At 42.4% G+C, this 16998-nt stretch carries 5 protein-coding genes; all 5 read left to right on the top strand.

All coding sequences use genetic code 11. The features are described 5' to 3' along the window. The first annotated feature begins 359 nt into the window (after positions 1-359). The 5 genes from RMZ95_RS00650 (at position 360) to RMZ95_RS00630 (ending at position 16817) form a co-directional block, all read left to right on the top strand. A complete protein-coding gene (locus RMZ95_RS00650; RefSeq protein WP_322683104.1) occupies positions 360-5132 on the top strand; it encodes an esterase-like activity of phytase family protein in 4773 nt (1590 codons plus the stop codon). Between the two features lie 340 nt (positions 5133-5472). After that, the gene (locus tag RMZ95_RS00645) at positions 5473-8148 is read left to right on the top strand and encodes an alkaline phosphatase family protein (RefSeq protein ID WP_322683105.1); all 2676 of its coding nucleotides are present in this window, start codon (positions 5473-5475) and stop codon (positions 8146-8148) included. A gap of 613 nt (positions 8149-8761) precedes the next feature. Continuing rightward, positions 8762-10789, top strand: coding sequence for a non-ribosomal peptide synthetase (locus RMZ95_RS00640; protein WP_322683106.1), 2028 nt, complete (start codon positions 8762-8764; stop codon positions 10787-10789). Between the two features lie 3 nt (positions 10790-10792). Next, positions 10793-15736: an aminotransferase class III-fold pyridoxal phosphate-dependent enzyme gene (locus RMZ95_RS00635; RefSeq protein ID WP_409882119.1), complete on the top strand. Its 4944-nt coding sequence runs from the start codon at positions 10793-10795 to the stop codon at positions 15734-15736. An 82-nt stretch (positions 15737-15818) separates the two neighbouring features. Then, positions 15819-16817 carry a cupin-like domain-containing protein gene (locus tag RMZ95_RS00630; RefSeq protein WP_322683108.1) on the top strand — a complete coding sequence of 333 codons (999 nt, stop codon included), beginning with the start codon at positions 15819-15821 and terminating at the stop codon, positions 16815-16817. Positions 16818-16998: the final 181 nt, after the last annotated feature.

The raw sequence follows: 16998 nt of genomic DNA, 5'->3' as shown, positions 1-16998 counted from the left end.
TCATTTCAATGTATAAAAAATAATTTTTAACATCACCAAAAATATGCAAAAAATTGTTAATTGCATATTAGGTACAAGATTGCAATACAAGGTTTCTTAACCAGTTCACAATTTATTCACAACTTTTGCTATGTATCTTAATTAATATCCAATTTACATTGTTAATTAAGATACTAAAAGCTTCTAGGGAAATGACAATTGTAGTAGTGGTTGACATTTAATAGTTCAGACTCAAAAAGCTGACAAGTTAATTACATCTTTGAAGCCTAAAACTATTAGTTTTTCTTCACCATATTACTTTTTTGATTTCACTAGAGCCAAGACCATCTCAACAATTAAGCACAGGGAGATTCTCTTTCATGGCTAAGAACGTCATCATTATGATTGGGGATGGTATGGGCTGGCAAATGGCTCGTGCTGCGTCCATCTACAAAGAGATTCAAAATGGTAAGACAGGCGCTAATCTGAGTGATTTTTATACACAAGGTAAGGGGCAAGGACTCAACTTTCAAACACTCCAAGGCTACGGTTTGGCAACCACCTATGGGACAACGATCGCTGATAGTGATGGAGTTTTTAGTACTGCTAATTCAGCCCTTGACGGGACTAATCCGATCACAGGAGAGAGCCAGGTTCGCCCTGGTTTCACCTTCGATCCAACTTTTAACCCAGGTAATACCCCAACAGGTGGTGCAAAAGTCAGTGATGGTGCTGTTGGAAACTTAGTAGGTTATGACCCTACCAAAGGTGGTGTTAATCCTTGGACTCCCGGTAACGATCCTGAATATATTAAGTACAGCTATCCTGACTCTGCAAACACCGCTACAACTCTGTACACTGGCGTTAAAAGCTACAACAACGCTGTTGGCGTTGATATTTTCGAGAATCCTCTAGAAACAATTCTCAAAACTGCAAACGAAGTTGGTAAATCTACTGGTTTGGTAACTTCAGTTCCCATTGACCACGCCACACCTGCTGCTGCTGCTGCCAACGTTAACCGTCGCAGCAAGTATGATGCTGACTATCCAGCATTAGACAACATCCTGCAACAGCAACTCCGTGTCTATCAACCAACAGTATTACTTGGTGGTGGACACCCACTCTCTGCTCCTGGAGATTTACTACCAAACGGGGTTGAGCCGAATACAAGCAATGAATTCATTCGTCAATCAACCTACACAGAACTTAGCACTAAACCAACTAATAACATTTACGATTACACCTTTTTAGAGCGGGGTGAAAATGCTGCCCAGAAACTAGCTGAAACTGCGGCGACAATCGATCCAGAAAAAGGCGATCGCCTCTTCGGTTTATACGGTGCGCGCGGTCAAAATGGTAACTTACCTGTAAGCTCTGCCAACGGCGACTACAGCACCACTGGTTTAGATATGTTCAGCGTTTTCACTAACCAAGGTGATAACACCAAAGTGGACACCACACGTCCACTGCTTCCCGGAGAGACGGATGCATCTTTCATCGCCAAAGAGGTTAACGAAAACCCAACTCTCAAAGACTTGACAAGTGCTGCATTAGATGTATTAGGTAAAGATCCTGATGGTTTCTGGTTAATGGTTGAAGGTGGCGATATCGATTGGTCTGCCCATGATAACAATATAGACAACTTGATCGGCACCACCTTGGACTTCGATAAAGCAGTTGGATCTACGATTAACTGGATCGATAACAATGGTGGTTGGGATGAAAACTTACTAATCGTCACTGCTGACCACGATCACTACCTGACTCTCGACGGTAATTTTCCGACTTTAGTAAAAAATCAAGGTGCTGAAGCATTAACTAATTTGGATACTCCAGCAGAAGTTGGACATTACTGGGGGTCAGATCCCAATGTCAAGTATGGTTGGGGAACTCACACCAACCGTCCTGTACCTGTTTACTACCAAGGTGCTGGTTCTGAAGTGTTAAATAGCTTGGTAGGTAAAGGTTATAACGCCTACGGTTCTGAGATTCCAGGAATTGCGGGTTTAAACGATCAAACCCACATCTATCAGACGATGTTTGCTTCAATAGTGCCAAAAGTTGAGTTAGTAGGCTTTGCCTCTTTGCCTGCTGATACCTTTAGTGATGGGCCAACTTCTGGTGCAGACATTTCAGCCAATGGCAGAACCGGGCCTTTCCCAGGACAGCCAATTCAAGGCTTTAGCGGTGTTCAATTTGCTAACACCAACTCTTTCTACTTCCTGTCAGACAATGGTTACGGTAGCAAAGACAATAGTGCAGATTTCCTACTGCGAATCAATCGTCTAGACCCAAATTTTAAGGGAACAGAAAATGGAGATGGCAGGGTTAAAGTTTTAGACTACATTCAATTGTCTGACCCTAACAATAAAGTTCCTTTTGAAATAGTTAATGAGGGAACTACTGGAAGATTACTGACTGGTGCAGACTTTGATGTAGAGTCATTCGTCTTTGATAAAGACGGGACAATCTGGGTGGGAGACGAGTTTGGCCCTTACCTATTACATTTTGATGCCACTGGTAAGTTATTAGAAGCTCCCATCGCTACACCCGATCAATTCAAAACTTTAAATGGAGAAGCACCTAAAGTTATTGGTCACAGAGGTGCAAGCGGCTATCGTCCAGAACATACCTTAGAGTCTTATAAGCAAGCAATTGAGCGAGGCGCTGACTTTATTGAGCCTGACTTAGTAGTTACAAAAGATGGTGTGTTAATTGCTCGCCATGAGCCAGCTTTAGCAGTTTTAAACGCTGATGGTACTGTCAATTTTAACAATACAACCACAGATGTTTACAAACATCCAGAGTTTGCCGATCGCAAGAAAACGGTAAGTTTAGATGGAAACACACTTACAGGTTGGTTTGCTGAAGACTTCACCTTAGCTGAAATCAAGACTTTACGCGCAGAAGAACGTCTACCTTTCCGCGATCATTCCTTTGACGATCAATTTGAAATTCCTACCTTCACGGAAATCATCAATTTAGTTAAGGATGTAGAAGCGACAACAGGTAAAAAGATTGGCATCTACCCAGAAACTAAGCATCCAACTTATTTGGCCAATGAAGCCACTTATGTAGGCACTACAGAAAAAGTTAACAGAAACATCAGTCAGTTACTAATTGATGCGCTCAAAGCAAATAACTTCACTGACCCCAGTCGCATCTTCATCCAGTCCTTTGAAGTGGGCAACCTCAAAGAACTACATGATACCATCATGCCTGCGGCTGGAGTGGATATTCCACTAGTTCAATTGCTAGATGCAAGTGACATTGATATCAACGGCAAAATCATCGAAAGTCAGCCTTATGACCTGAAGGTAAGTGGTGACACTCGCACTTATGGCGACTTGCGAACTCCAGAAGGCTTGGCTGAAGTTGCCACCTACGCTGATGGCATTGGCCCTTGGAAGCGGATGATTGTTAGCGTCAAAGGTATTGATGCTAATGGTGATGGCAAAGCCGATGATGTGAATGGGGATGGAGCAATCAATGATGCTGATAAGACAACATTACCTCTTTCTACCTTAATTCAAGATGCTCACAACGCCGGGTTGCAGGTTCATCCTTACACCTTCCGGGCGGAAGATCAATACTTAGCGGCAGATTACAAGGGCCAGCTAGCACTAGAAATTCAGCAGTTCTATCAATTAGGTGTAGACGCGCTATTTAGTGATTTCCCAGATATCGCGGATGAAGTACGCGATCGCCTCAGAGACGATCCTCAGTACAATGTAGTGCGATCGCCACAAAACCCTGATGTGCTTTCAGGTGATGCCTTTGCTAACTTGGCTGGTTCTAAGGGTTTTGAAGGTGGAGCAATTAACGCCAGCAAAACCAAGCTTTACTTCCTCTTAGAAGGTACAGTTCAGGGCGATACCCCTGGTGCTTTGCGGATTAACGAATTTGACCTTGCTAGCCACAAGTACACTGATAAAAAGCTGTACTACAGATTGGATAATCCGTCAAATTCCATTGGAGATTTAGCAGTTATCAATGATAATGAATACCTAGTCATCGAACGGGATAACAATCAAGGGGCTGCGGCTAAATTTAAGAGGATCTACAAAATAGACTTGTCTAAAACAGATTCTAATGGCTATGTAGCGAAAGAAGAAGTTGCAGACTTGTTAAATATCCAAGACCCCAACGACCTGAATGGGGATGGTAAGACCACCTTCGACTTCCCATTCCAAACCATTGAAAATGTTCTAGTTGTTGACAAAAATACCATTTTGGTAGCTAATGACAACAATTATCCCTTCTCTACAGGTCGTCCTGGAAACGATCCTCAAAATCCAGTTATAGACAACAATGAGATTCTACAACTGAAACTGGAGAAGCCCCTTAATCTTGCTCCTGGCTTAGGTCAACCTCAAGCTGAAGAAATTAATTTTGGCTCCACTACCAGCGATGATATTACCGTTCAGCCAAATCAAACCTTATTCACAGGTGACGGAGCAGACTTTGTAGAGGGTACTAAAGGTAACACAATTCAGACTGGAAACGGTGAAGACACGGTGTTAGTCGGCAGTGACTCTTCAGTGTCCACAGGAGAGGGTAACGATCGGATATTTATTGGTCAAAACGGCCCGGTTCAAAATATTACTGCTGATGGTGGCAATGGTAATGATGTTATTACCGTAGTGGAAGCTAGTGGAAGTAATAATTTACTTGGGGCGACAGGTGATGATACTCTCTCTGTAGTTGAAGGTTCTCGTCAATCATTATTTGGTGGCTCAGGTAACGATACCCTTAGCAGTAGCGGTAGCAATAACCGTCTCAACGGTGGTTCTGGAGATGACAAACTCTTCTCCAATTCCAATGATTCCCTGTCTGGTGGCGCTGGCGATGATGTGTTATTTGCTGGTCAACAGGGCGGTAATCGCCTCAGTGGTGGTACTGGTGTCGATCAGTTCTGGATTGCTAATGCCAGTCTGCCAACTAGCAAAAATATTGTGACTGATTTTGCGATCGCCATTGATAAAATCGGGCTTGGCGGTGTTGGTATCGCACAATTTAGTGCTTTAGCACTGTTGCAACAGGGTAGTGACACTATCGTGAAAACCGGAAATACAGAGTTGGTTTCATTGCTGGGAATTGCAGCAACTAGCCTTACAGCAAATGATTTCGTTTTTTCTGCTAGTGTGGTTTAGCCGAAAGATAATTACAGTTTAGATTCAACATTCAAAATTTGTTCAGATCCCCGACTTCTTGAAGAAGTCGGGGATCTTTTTGTGCAAAACCTTAACTTGTTTATAACTTTCCTTAAACATTGAACAACTATCTTTTGAAACAGTAAGTAACCAAAGTTAAGTTCATTTAATTGTCTGCACTAATTTGTGTAGACACCTAGCATTTTGTAGCCAAATACTACTTAGGTTTTTGTAGCCAAGAATTTTTGCTTGAGTTGAGTGTAATTCATCACTCAATCTATAGAGACACAATTGTTGCGATTAATTAATAGTAGCTCACAATACTTAAGGAGTAGTCGGCATGACTGATACAAATGGGAACGGTAGAAATGTCATTATTTTTGTTGCAGATGGATTGCGTAACGGTTCTGTAAACCCAATTGATACCCCGACTTTATATAGTATCCGTCAGCAGGGAGTTACTTTCGCCAATAGTCATTCGCTGTTTCCCACGTTCACCACCCCAAATGCTTCTGCGATCGCCACGGGGCATTACCTTGGTGATACAGGTGACTTTAGCAACACTATTTACACTGGTTTTCTTAGTCCTAATGCCAATGGTAGTGTCACCCCATTTATCGAAAATGATGCAGTTCTGGGAGATATCGATGAAAAATTTCCCGGTAACAACTTTTTAGATGAAGAGTCACTCTTAGCTTATGCGCGATCGCAGGGTTTCAACACAGCAGCAGTTGGTAAATTAGGGCCTGTTGCGATCCAAGATGTTACCCAAGTTAACCGAGAAGGTGGTACTACAGGTACTATTCCTACTCTCGATACAATAATTATTGATGACAGTACTAATGGTGCAACACCACCTAGCACAACTGCTGGTTCACCTTCTGCTGTTCCACTCGATCCAGATATTGTTGCTCGTTTAGAAGCCGCTGGTCTAGATGTAAAACCGACAACGCGAGTCCAACCAGCTGGTAATAATACAACTCCTGGCACCCTGAATGCCAATGTGGCTCAACAACAATACTTTGCAGATGCCACTACCAAGGTAATTTTACCCAAGTTTCAGGAAGATGGTAAACCATTTGCATTGGTCTACTGGTCAAGAGATCCCGATGGTAGTCAACACAATCAAGGTGATAGCTTAAACACCTTGACACCAGGTATCAATGGTGCAACTTCAAAAGCTGGGGTCAAAAATGCTGATGATAATTTAAAGCAACTTCTTGACTATCTCAAAAGTACAGGTTTGGACAAGACTACTGATGTCTTTATTACTTCCGACCACGGTTTTTCTACCATCAGCAAACAAGCTATTGATAGCCAAGGGACAAAAACTACAAGTTATGCTGCCACCCAAACATACGAGGGCGTAAACCCAGGATTTTTACCAGCAGGCTTTGTTGCAATTGATTTGGCTCACGATCTAGGTCTACCCTTATACGATCCTAACCCTACAACTCTCCCCCCAGACCTCAACAAGATCCAGTATGCAACTGTTGATGCCACAAAAGGTCAACGTCCTATTTCTGGGAATGGTGTAATTGGTGGAACAGGTGAGGTAATTAATGGCCAACTTGACCCAGGTACAAAGATAGTTGTAGCTGCTAACGGTGGTTCAGACTTGATTTATCTGCCCAATGGCAATGCTGATTTAGCCAAACAGGTAGTGAATTTGCTCTCGCAAAAGGACTACATCAGTGGTATTTTTGTAGACGATGCTTATGGAACTATTCCAGGTGCTTTACCACTGAGTGCGATCGGGCTAAAAGGTGATGCTAAAACACCGGTTCCATCTATAGTTATCAACTTCAAAAGCTTTAGCAGCGACCCAAATAACCCAAACAACCCTCAAGCTCAGGTAGAAATTGCTGATACAACTTTGCAGCAAGGGCAGGGGATGCATGGCAGCTTTGGTCGAGGTGATACTTTCAATAATATGGAGGCTATTGGCCCTGACTTTAAACAAGGTTATGTGGACTATGCGCCCGTCAGTAATGCTGATGTAACGCCTACACTTGCTCGTATTCTGGGGTTAAACATTCCCAGTAATGGCGATTTGAAAGGTCGTGCCATTACAGAAGCACTGGTGGGAGGCCCGGATACAGTTCTCTCCACAAAAGAAGTCTTGACTTCAGAAGAAACGACTAATAATCAAGCAACAATTCTGGATTCTCAGAGTGTAGGCAATACTCATTACTTTACAGCCGCAGGGTTTGATGGTCGCACTGTTGGACTAACAACACTAGACCTTCAATTCGGTTCTAGCAGTAGTGATGATGTCACCCTTAAGCCAAATCAAACCTTATTAACAGGTGACGGAGCAGACTTTGTAGCAGGTAATAAAGGTAACAAAATTCTGACTGGAAAGGGTGATGACACGGTGGTAGTTGGTAGTAACTCCTCTGTGTCCACTGGGGATGGTAACGATCGAGTCTTGATTGGCGCAAATAGCCCTGCTAACAATACTAGTGCTGATGGTGGCAATGGTAATGATGAAGTTACCGTTGCCGAAGCTAGTGGTAGTAATAATTTGTTTGGAGGCGCAGGTGCTGATACTTTGACGGTAGTTGAAGGTACTCGTCAATTATCCTTTGGTGGCTCAGGCAATGACACCCTCAAGAGCGAAGGTAGCAATAACCGTCTGTATGGTGGTTCTGGAGATGATAAACTCCTCTCCGGTGTAAATGATTCGCTGTTTGGTGGCGATAGTGATGATGTGTTATTTGCTGGACAAAGTGGTGGTAATAGCTTGAGTGGTGGTGCTGGTGCTGACCAGTTCTGGATTGCTAACGCCAGTCTGCCATCTAGTAAGAACATCGTGACTGATTTTGCGATCGGTATTGATAAAATTGGGCTGGGCGGGATTGGCGTCACTCAGTTTAGTGCCCTAACCCTATTGCAACAGGGTGCTGACACTATCGTAAAAACCGGAAATACAGAGTTGGTTTCATTACTACAAATTACTTCAACTAACCTGACAGCAAATGATTTCGTTTTCTCTGCTAGTGTTGTGGCTTAGTGTGTTGGCCTAGTGCAGCACAGCAGAAATAACTATCAGTTGAAACAGCGGTTTTCAATTACGTAGACTACAGCAAATAGTTGGTTATTGTGGGGTGGGTATTGTAATGCTCACCCTATTTTCGTTTCGCTGGAGTCCAACCACCTCGAAGAGTTTACATTACTTATCAGTTGCTAAAATCGCAGTATTCTTTGTTCCTCAAGGTATTAATTCTTCTTGTTATCTCAAAATAAGCCTGCGTACAGTTAATATTCCCATTGCAAACATCCCTAAAGTTTTAATTTTCAATGAAGATGTACTGGAAATAACTGCGATTTGGAGGAAATAGGTCAGAATGAGAGAACTAAATCTTAGAGTCAGTGCCCTTTCACACAAATATTGTAGGATTGCGGCATAATTTTTTGTCAAATTAGTCTTTTGATATAAATTTAAAGCTAACAATCTAACCATAAAATCTACGTGAAAACACTAATACTTAAACATATAAAAACGCTTTTACACTATTTATTTTATCTGTTTATGTAAAGACGAAAAATAAACATCTCATTTTAAATTTAAATACACCCAATTCCTTGTTAATCATTGATATAAATATTTTTGCTTTAAGTTATAAATGAAACTAATAACTAATTCATTGGCTCAAAATAAAAATGAATTACTGATGACTAATGGTCAAGCTTCATCATCAGAAAACAACTTAGAACGAGATAATTTAACATTACCTATTTTGAAAGAATCTGAAAATAACCTACTAATAGAGTGGAATCATACTCAAACTGATTATCCTCAACAAGCGTCTATTCATCAGTTGTTTGAAGCACAAGTCGAAAAAAACCCTGATGCTGTAGCACTAACTTTTAATAATCAGCATTTCACTTATAGAGATTTGAATAATCGTGCTAATCAATTAGCAAAACATCTACGATCGCTAGGAGTAGGAACAGAAATTCTTGTAGGAATTTGCATAGAGCGCTCCTTAGAAATGGTTGTAGCACTCTTAGCTATCCTTAAAGCAGGTGGAGCTTATGTACCATTAGATCCAGGGTACCCACAAGAACGTTTAGCTTTCATGCTGTCAGATACTCAGGTATCTGTACTATTAACTCAAAAAGAACTAGTTACCAAATTACCTACTCACACAGCATTTGTAATTTGCCTAGATGCAGATTGGAACACAATCGCCCAAAATAGCAAAGATAACTTAAGCACTAGTGTCACTGCTGATAACTTGGCTTATGTTATGTATACATCAGGTTCTACAGGTACACCCAAAGGTGTTAGCGTTATCCATCGTGGTGTAGTTAGGTTAGTCAAAGAAACTAATTATGCTCAACTCACACCTGAAGAAGTAATTCTGCAACTTGCTCCTATTTCCTTCGATGCTTCCACTTTTGAAATTTGGGGTTGTTTACTTAATGGTGGGCGACTAGTAATTTACCCTCCTAATACACCATCTTTAGAAGAATTAGGGCAGATTATTCAGCAATACCAAGTTACTACTCTTTGGCTGACTGCCGGTTTATTTCACCTGATAGTAGATGAAAAAATTGATGCTTTAAAATCCTTACGTCAACTTTTAGCAGGTGGTGATGTCTTATCTGTTCCCCATGTGCAGAAGTTTCTCCAAACAGTAGAGAACTGTCAACTAATTAATGGTTATGGCCCAACTGAGAATACAACTTTTACCTGCTGCCATCCGATAACAGCCCCACTACAACCAGATGTTTCGATTCCTATTGGTCGTCCAATTGCTAACACCCAAGTTTATATATTAGATAAAAACCTCCAACTAGTATCAATTGGAGAAGCTGGTGAATTGTACATTGGTGGTGATGGATTAGCTAGAGGCTATTTAAACCGCCCAGACCTAACTGCCGAAAAATTCATTTCTCACTCATTTGATAACAATTTAGCAACGCGTCTTTACAAAACTGGAGATTTAGCTCGTTATCTTCCAGATGGCAATATCGAGTTCTTAGGTCGGATTGACAATCAGGTAAAAATTCGCGGTTTCCGAATTGAACTAGGGGAAATTGAGCGAGAAATTGCACAACATCCTGATGTTCGGGAAATTGTTGTTTTAGCTCGTCAAGATGAAGCAAGTGAAAAACAGTTAACGGCTTATATTGTTCCTCACTATAACAGTGGATATACGCACAATAAATTACGTGGTTTCTTACAACAGCGACTACCTAATTATATGGTGCCATCGGCATTTGTGATGTTAGAATCACTCCCTTTGACTGCAAATGGCAAAGTAGATAGACATAAATTGCCAGCATCAAGTAGAGAACGTCCGCAACTTGAACAAGCGTACATTGCTCCGCAAAGCGATTTAGAACGTCTGCTTGCAGGTATTTTATCCGAACTGCTCAAAATCGATCGCGTTGGGATTGATGATAATTTCTTTGATTTGGGAGCAACTTCAATCTCAATTCTCCAAGTTGCTGCGCGAATAAAACAGGAACTTGGTATTGAGCTACCTGCTGTAAAGCTATTTCAGTATTCAACAATTGGCTCTTTAGCAAACTATTTGGATTCAAACCAGAACAGCCAACCGTCTTCTGACAAGCTGCAAAATCGTGCCCAACGCCAACAAGCAGCTCGTGCTCGTCGCCGTAATCATCAACAAGGTGTTTAAGCAATGGTAAATATGCAAGCATCCGATAACCAAGATCCTAGTGATGGTGTTGCCATTATTGGCATGGTAGGAAGATTTCCTGGCGCTGGAAATGTCGATGAATTTTGGCGCAATCTGTGCGAGGGATTAGAATCAACGACTTTCTTTGAAGATGAAGAATTAGATCCTAGTATCGATCCGAACCTTTGCAAAGATCCTAGCTATGTAAAAGCTAGAGGAATAATTCCTGGGGGCGAAACCTTTGATGCCGCTTTCTTTGGCATTAATCCACTTGAAGCTGTGGTTATGGACCCACAAGCTAGAGTATTTCTAGAGTTGGTTTATGAAGCCCTAGAAAATGCTGGTTATGAATCAGAGTCTTTTGAGGGTTTGATAGGTTTATACGCTGGTTGTGGTCAAAATACTTATTTTGCTAACCATATTGCTGGTCGTATGGAAATTGTCGATCGCATCGGTGAATTCCAAACGATGTTAGCTAATGAAAAAGACTTTTTAACCACCCGTGCGGCTTACAAACTCAACCTCAAAGGCCCAGCTGTCAGCGTCAATACAGCCTGTTCCACTTCTTTGGTAGCAGTCATTCAGGCTTGTCAAGCCTTAACCAGTTATCAGTGCGATTTGGCTTTGTCTGGTGGTGTATCTATGACTACACCCCAAAACAGCGGTTATGTGGCACAAGAAGGCAGTATGCTCTCTGGAGATGGGCATTGCCGTCCTTTTGATGCCAGCGCTCAGGGCACAATGTTCAATAATGGCGCAGGAGTAGTTGTCCTCAAGCGTTTAGAAGATGCACTCCATGATGGCGATCGCATCTATGCTGTAATTCGAGGTTCTGGTATCAATAATGACGGCGCTGATAAGGTGAGCTTTACCGCTCCCAGCGTAGACGGACAAGCAGAGGCGATTGCAATGGCGCAAGCTTACGCTAATTTTCACCCAGAAACCATTTCTTATATTGAAGCTCACGGCACAGCTACACCTTTAGGCGATCCGATTGAAATTGAAGCGCTGACGCAAGCATTTCGGGTACATACAGATGCTAAACAATTTTGTGCGATCGGCTCTCTTAAAAGCAATGTCGGACATTTAGTTGCGGCGGCTGGAGTAGCAGGGTTAATTAAAACCGCTCTCGCTCTGCATTATAAAAAGATTCCACCTAGTTTAAATTTTGAGGCTCCCAATCCCAAGATTGACCTTGCCAACAGCCCCTTCTATGTAAATACCAAACTAGCTGAGTGGTCAGAAGGTGAAACTCCGCGACGAGCAGGTGTGAGTTCTTTTGGTGTTGGTGGGACTAATGCTCATCTTGTGCTAGAAGAAGCACCACAAATCCAAAGTTCTGGATCTTCTCGCCCACAGCAGCTATTGTTGCTCTCGGCAAAAACTAGTCAAGCTTTAGAGGCTGCAACCGCGAATTTACAGCAGCATTTACAATACAATGCCGAAATTAACTTAGCTGATGTAGCTTATACCCTACAGCGAGGACGCAAATCTTTTAACTACCGACGCAGTGTAGTTTGTCACGATCTTACAGATGCGATCGCAGCCCTGCAATCTTTAGATCCAAATCAAGTAAATACCCGTCACATAGAAATCCGCAATCCAGCCGTTGTCTTCATGTTCCCCGGACAAGGATCGCAATATGTGAACATGGGACTGAATCTCTACAACCGCGAACCTGTATTCCAGGAAGCAGTAGATGAATGTGCTGAAATGCTTAAGCCTTTGCTGGGCAAGGATTTACGAGAAATCATCTATCCAGCACCGAGCGATGCTTACGGCGAGCTACGCCTACGCGAAACTGCGGCTATCTTATTGCAACAAACCTGCTTTACCCAACCAGCACTATTCGTCATTGAATACGCTTTAGCGCAACTATGGCAAAGTTGGGGAGTCAAGCCCCAAGCCATGATTGGTCACAGTATTGGCGAATTTGTCGCCGCCTGTATCGCAGGTGTATTCACCTTAGAAGATGCGCTGATGTTGGTTGCAACTCGCGGTCGCTTAATGTGGGAGTTACCGACAGGGGCTATGCTCTCAGTGCGCTTACCAGCCAAAGAGGTAGAGCCGCGATTGAGTGCAGAACTAGCGATCGCTGCAATTAATGGCCCTTCCCTATGTGTAGTTTCTGGCCCCACAGAGGCGATCGCATCTCTTCAAAAACAATTAGAAAGCGAAGAAGTTATCTGTCGCCATTTACACACTTCCCACGCTTTCCACTCCCCAATGATGGATAGCATCATAGCCCCTTTTGCTGAGGTAGTTAGGAAAGTTAAATTATCGCCACCCCAAATTCCTTTTGTATCCACAGTTACCGCCGACTGGATTACAACCCAGCAAGCAACCGATCCGATGTATTGGGCTACACATCTACGTCAGACTGTGCGATTTGCAGAGGGCGTACAAACTCTATGGCAGCAGCCAGAACGCCTACTGTTAGAGGTGGGGCCGCGAATCACAACTACGACTTTAGCCCGCCAACAAGCAAAAGATATTAAACAACAGATTGCGATTCCTTCTTTAGGTGATAACGCCGAGAACGAAGCCGAATGGACGGCATTACTCAAGGCAGTAGGACAACTGTGGTTAGCAGGAGTATCTATTGACTGGAGCAACTTCTATCAAAGGGAAACGCGACAACGAATTCCTCTACCTACTTATCCTTTTGAACGCCAACGCTTTTGGATCGATCCTCCACCTCATCCCAATCGTGCAGCAACTCCCAAACTTTTAAATCCTCAATTATTAGAAAAGACCCAAATTATGACAACATCTCCTCAGCAAAAACTTATTCCTCTGCTCAAACAAATTATCGAAGAAACTTCAGGATTGGAAATTGCTAGTGTTGACGACTCGATAACATTTTTAGAAATGGGATTAGATTCCTTATCTCTGACACAAGTCGGGCTAGCGTTAAAGAAAAAATTTCAAGTCAAAGTCACACTTAGGCAGTTACTAGAAATTTACCCCAATTTAGGAACACTGGCTGACTTTATCAATTCAGCCTTGTCTCCCGAAACTTTATCCGCATTAGGATTAACAGAAACCGTTGCAGATATCGTTCCAGAAGTACCCTTGTCAGAACCTACACCTACAAGCACTTTGGTAGTTCATGAAGTTCATACAAATGGATCGAATGGATCTGCACCTAAGATTTCCCTACAACCTGCTGCATCTAGTAACGTCCTAGAAAGTGTGATTAATCAGCAGCTACAAATTATGAGCCAGCAATTGGCACTATTGGGTAATAGCAGTCAATCTGTAACAATTCCAGTTGTACCTGCGGCAACATCTCAAAATAATGGTGTCAAGCCACAAAATGCTGTATCTGTCCCCTCAACCCAAACCAGCAAAGAATCAGCATCAGTAGAAACAGAGTCAAATGGTGCGAAAAAGGCATTTGGTGCGGCTGCTCGAATTGAAAAGACCCAGACTAAAACTTTGACAGTGCAACAACGCACTCATCTAGACAAAATTATCCAAAGATATACAAAACGGACTCAAAAATCCAAAGAATATACTCAAACTCATCGCCCTTATTTGGCAGACCCAAGAACTGTTTCCGGATTTAACCCGACGATGAAAGAGATGGTTTACCCCATCGTAGCGTCTCGTTCTTCAGGTTCTAAACTTTGGGATGTTGATGGTAATGAATACGTCGATTTAAGCAATGGCTTTGGCTTGAATTTGTTTGGTTGGTCGCCACCTTTCATTACTGAGGCAATTGAAGCACAACTCAAACTCGGCATGGAAATTGGGCCGCAAACTCCCTTAGTTGGAGAAGTGGCAAAGCTGATGTGTGAGTTGACCAACTTTGACCGAGCAGCCTTTTGCAACACAGGTTCGGAAGCGGTGTTGGGAGCGATGCGGATGGCACGCACCATCACAGGGCGTAACTTGATTGCCATCTTTTCTGGAGCTTATCACGGTATCTTGGATGAAGTAATTGTTCGGGGTACAAAGAAACTCCGGTCAATTCCTGCTGCTCCTGGTATCCCACCCGAAATGGTAGAGAACATTTTGGTAGTGGACTACGATTCACCTGAGTCTCTAGAAATCCTCAGAAGTCGGGCTGATGAGTTAGCAGCAGTGATGGTGGAATCTGTGCAAAGCCGTCGCCCTGAATACCAGCCTAAAGAATTCCTCCAGCAATTGCGTGATTTCACGGAAGAAGCTGGTATTGCCCTGATTTTTGATGAAATCGTTACCGGATTTAGAATTCATCCAGGTGGCGCTCAAGCGCATTTCGGTATCAAGGCGGACATAGCAACCTACGGTAAGATTGTGGGCGGTGGGCTACCAATTGGAGTCATTGCTGGTAAATCACAATATATGGATGCTTTAGATGGTGGGTTTTGGCAGTTTGGCGATGACTCCGTTCCAGAAGTAGGCGTGACTTACTTCGCCGGCACTTTCGTCCGCCATCCTTTAGCACTAGCAGCCGCTAAAGCAGTACTTCAGCATTTAAAACAGAATGGCCCCAGCTTGCAGCAAAATCTCAATGCCAGAACCGATAAGTTTGTAGCGGAACTTATGGGCTATTTCCAGCAAGTTCAGGCTCCGTTTACAGCTTATAATTTCGGCTCCCTCTTCATGGTGAAGTCTTTACCAGAGTTTCCCTACGGAGATTTACTGTTTTACTTGCTGCGGGATAAGGGAGTGCATACTTGGGATCACCGTCCTTGCTTCTTGACGACAGCCCATTCCGAAGCCGATCTAGCTTTCGTAATGGCAGCCTTTAAAGAAAGTATTGCCGAAATGCAGTCTGCTGGCTTTTTGTCTGCACCACCCATAGAAGTAACAAACCGCGAAACCAATAACAGTTTACGTAATCGTCCTCCACAACCTGATGCCAAATTAGGACGAGATCCTCAAGGAAATCCAGCCTGGTATATTCCCGATATTGAGCGTCCTGGGAAATATTTACAAGTCGCAAGTGTTTCCTGAAGTACTTTAAAAAATCAAGTGCATAGAAAGTGTAGTAAGCGTTAGTAATTTTTGCAAATAGTAAATACTCATCCATTTTTGTATGTCAGTTGATAATCTACTTGAACCGAGTTCTATTAAGTCCGATCCGAAGCTTCCCGAACAAATCATTGAAACTGATGTTTCAAACTTCCGGGAAAACTTCAACTCTTCTCACTTCATGTTTTCGCACAACCTTGCAGGACATCCTTTATTTGAGATCCCCCGCTTAGTTGAGCTTGCAAATACCATGCTAAGTCAGGGTAGAACAAATAAAATCCAGTCTTATATCAGCAAAGTCCCTGTTGAGCAAAAGTGGAATCAGCGACCTGGAATCAAGCAAATTAACGAGGCGATCGCACATATTGGGGAATCGGATTCTTGGGTCATGCTTGAAGATGTTCAAGTAGACCCAGAATATGCTGCCTTGGTTAACCAGATTATAACTGAACTCGAAACTCTTACAGGTAAACCCCTTCGGCAGCAGATGACGTGGCTAGGTGCTTACATCTTTATTGGTTCCCCAAATTCTATTACACCTTACCATATCGATAGTGAGTTGAATTTCCTGTTTCAAATTCAGGGCGAGAAAGATATGAGCCTCTTCAATCAAAGCGATCGTTCTGTACTGAGCGAAGAGGAGATCGAAAAATTTTATGTAGGCGACCTGAACGTAGCAAATTATAAAGAGGAAAATCAGAGTAAAGCAAGAGTTTACCATTTGCAACCAGGTAAGGGACTCCATCATCCGATATTGGCACCCCATTGGGCCAAAAATAGTAATAATGTCTCTGTAGCTTTGAGTATTCTCTTTTATCTGCGACCTTACGATCTCAAAGCCAGAATATATCAAGTCAACAGCTACTTACGCAGACTGGGATTAAAACCCACTCCACCAGATCAATCTGCTTTGAAAGATCGGCTCAAAATTTTTGCTCTCGGTCTTCTATCGGATCGCCAACCGAAAAGTAAATTTATGATCCTGCGCTCTGGTGTATTAAAACTAAAATCTATTGAGGGAAAGTTAAAGCAATTTATCAACAAGATTGGGAAAAAACTCTAATCTTTCTCAAATGACTAATTATTAATTAGTCTTAATACTGAATCGGTGTTCTATAGCAATTCTAAATCATTTGTAAAAGTTTCTCTTTTAGATGTTTTGCGTAGCTTTATTTTATACAGAATCAGTGCTTTTGACATTCTTTATTTAACCAAAATAAATCAACTACGCATCTAATTTTAAA

The sequence above is a fragment of the Nostoc sp. DedQUE07 genome (assembly GCF_034530975.2).
Taxonomy (GTDB): domain Bacteria; phylum Cyanobacteriota; class Cyanobacteriia; order Cyanobacteriales; family Nostocaceae; genus Nostoc.
This window is presented reverse-complemented; position numbering and strand designations above follow the sequence as displayed.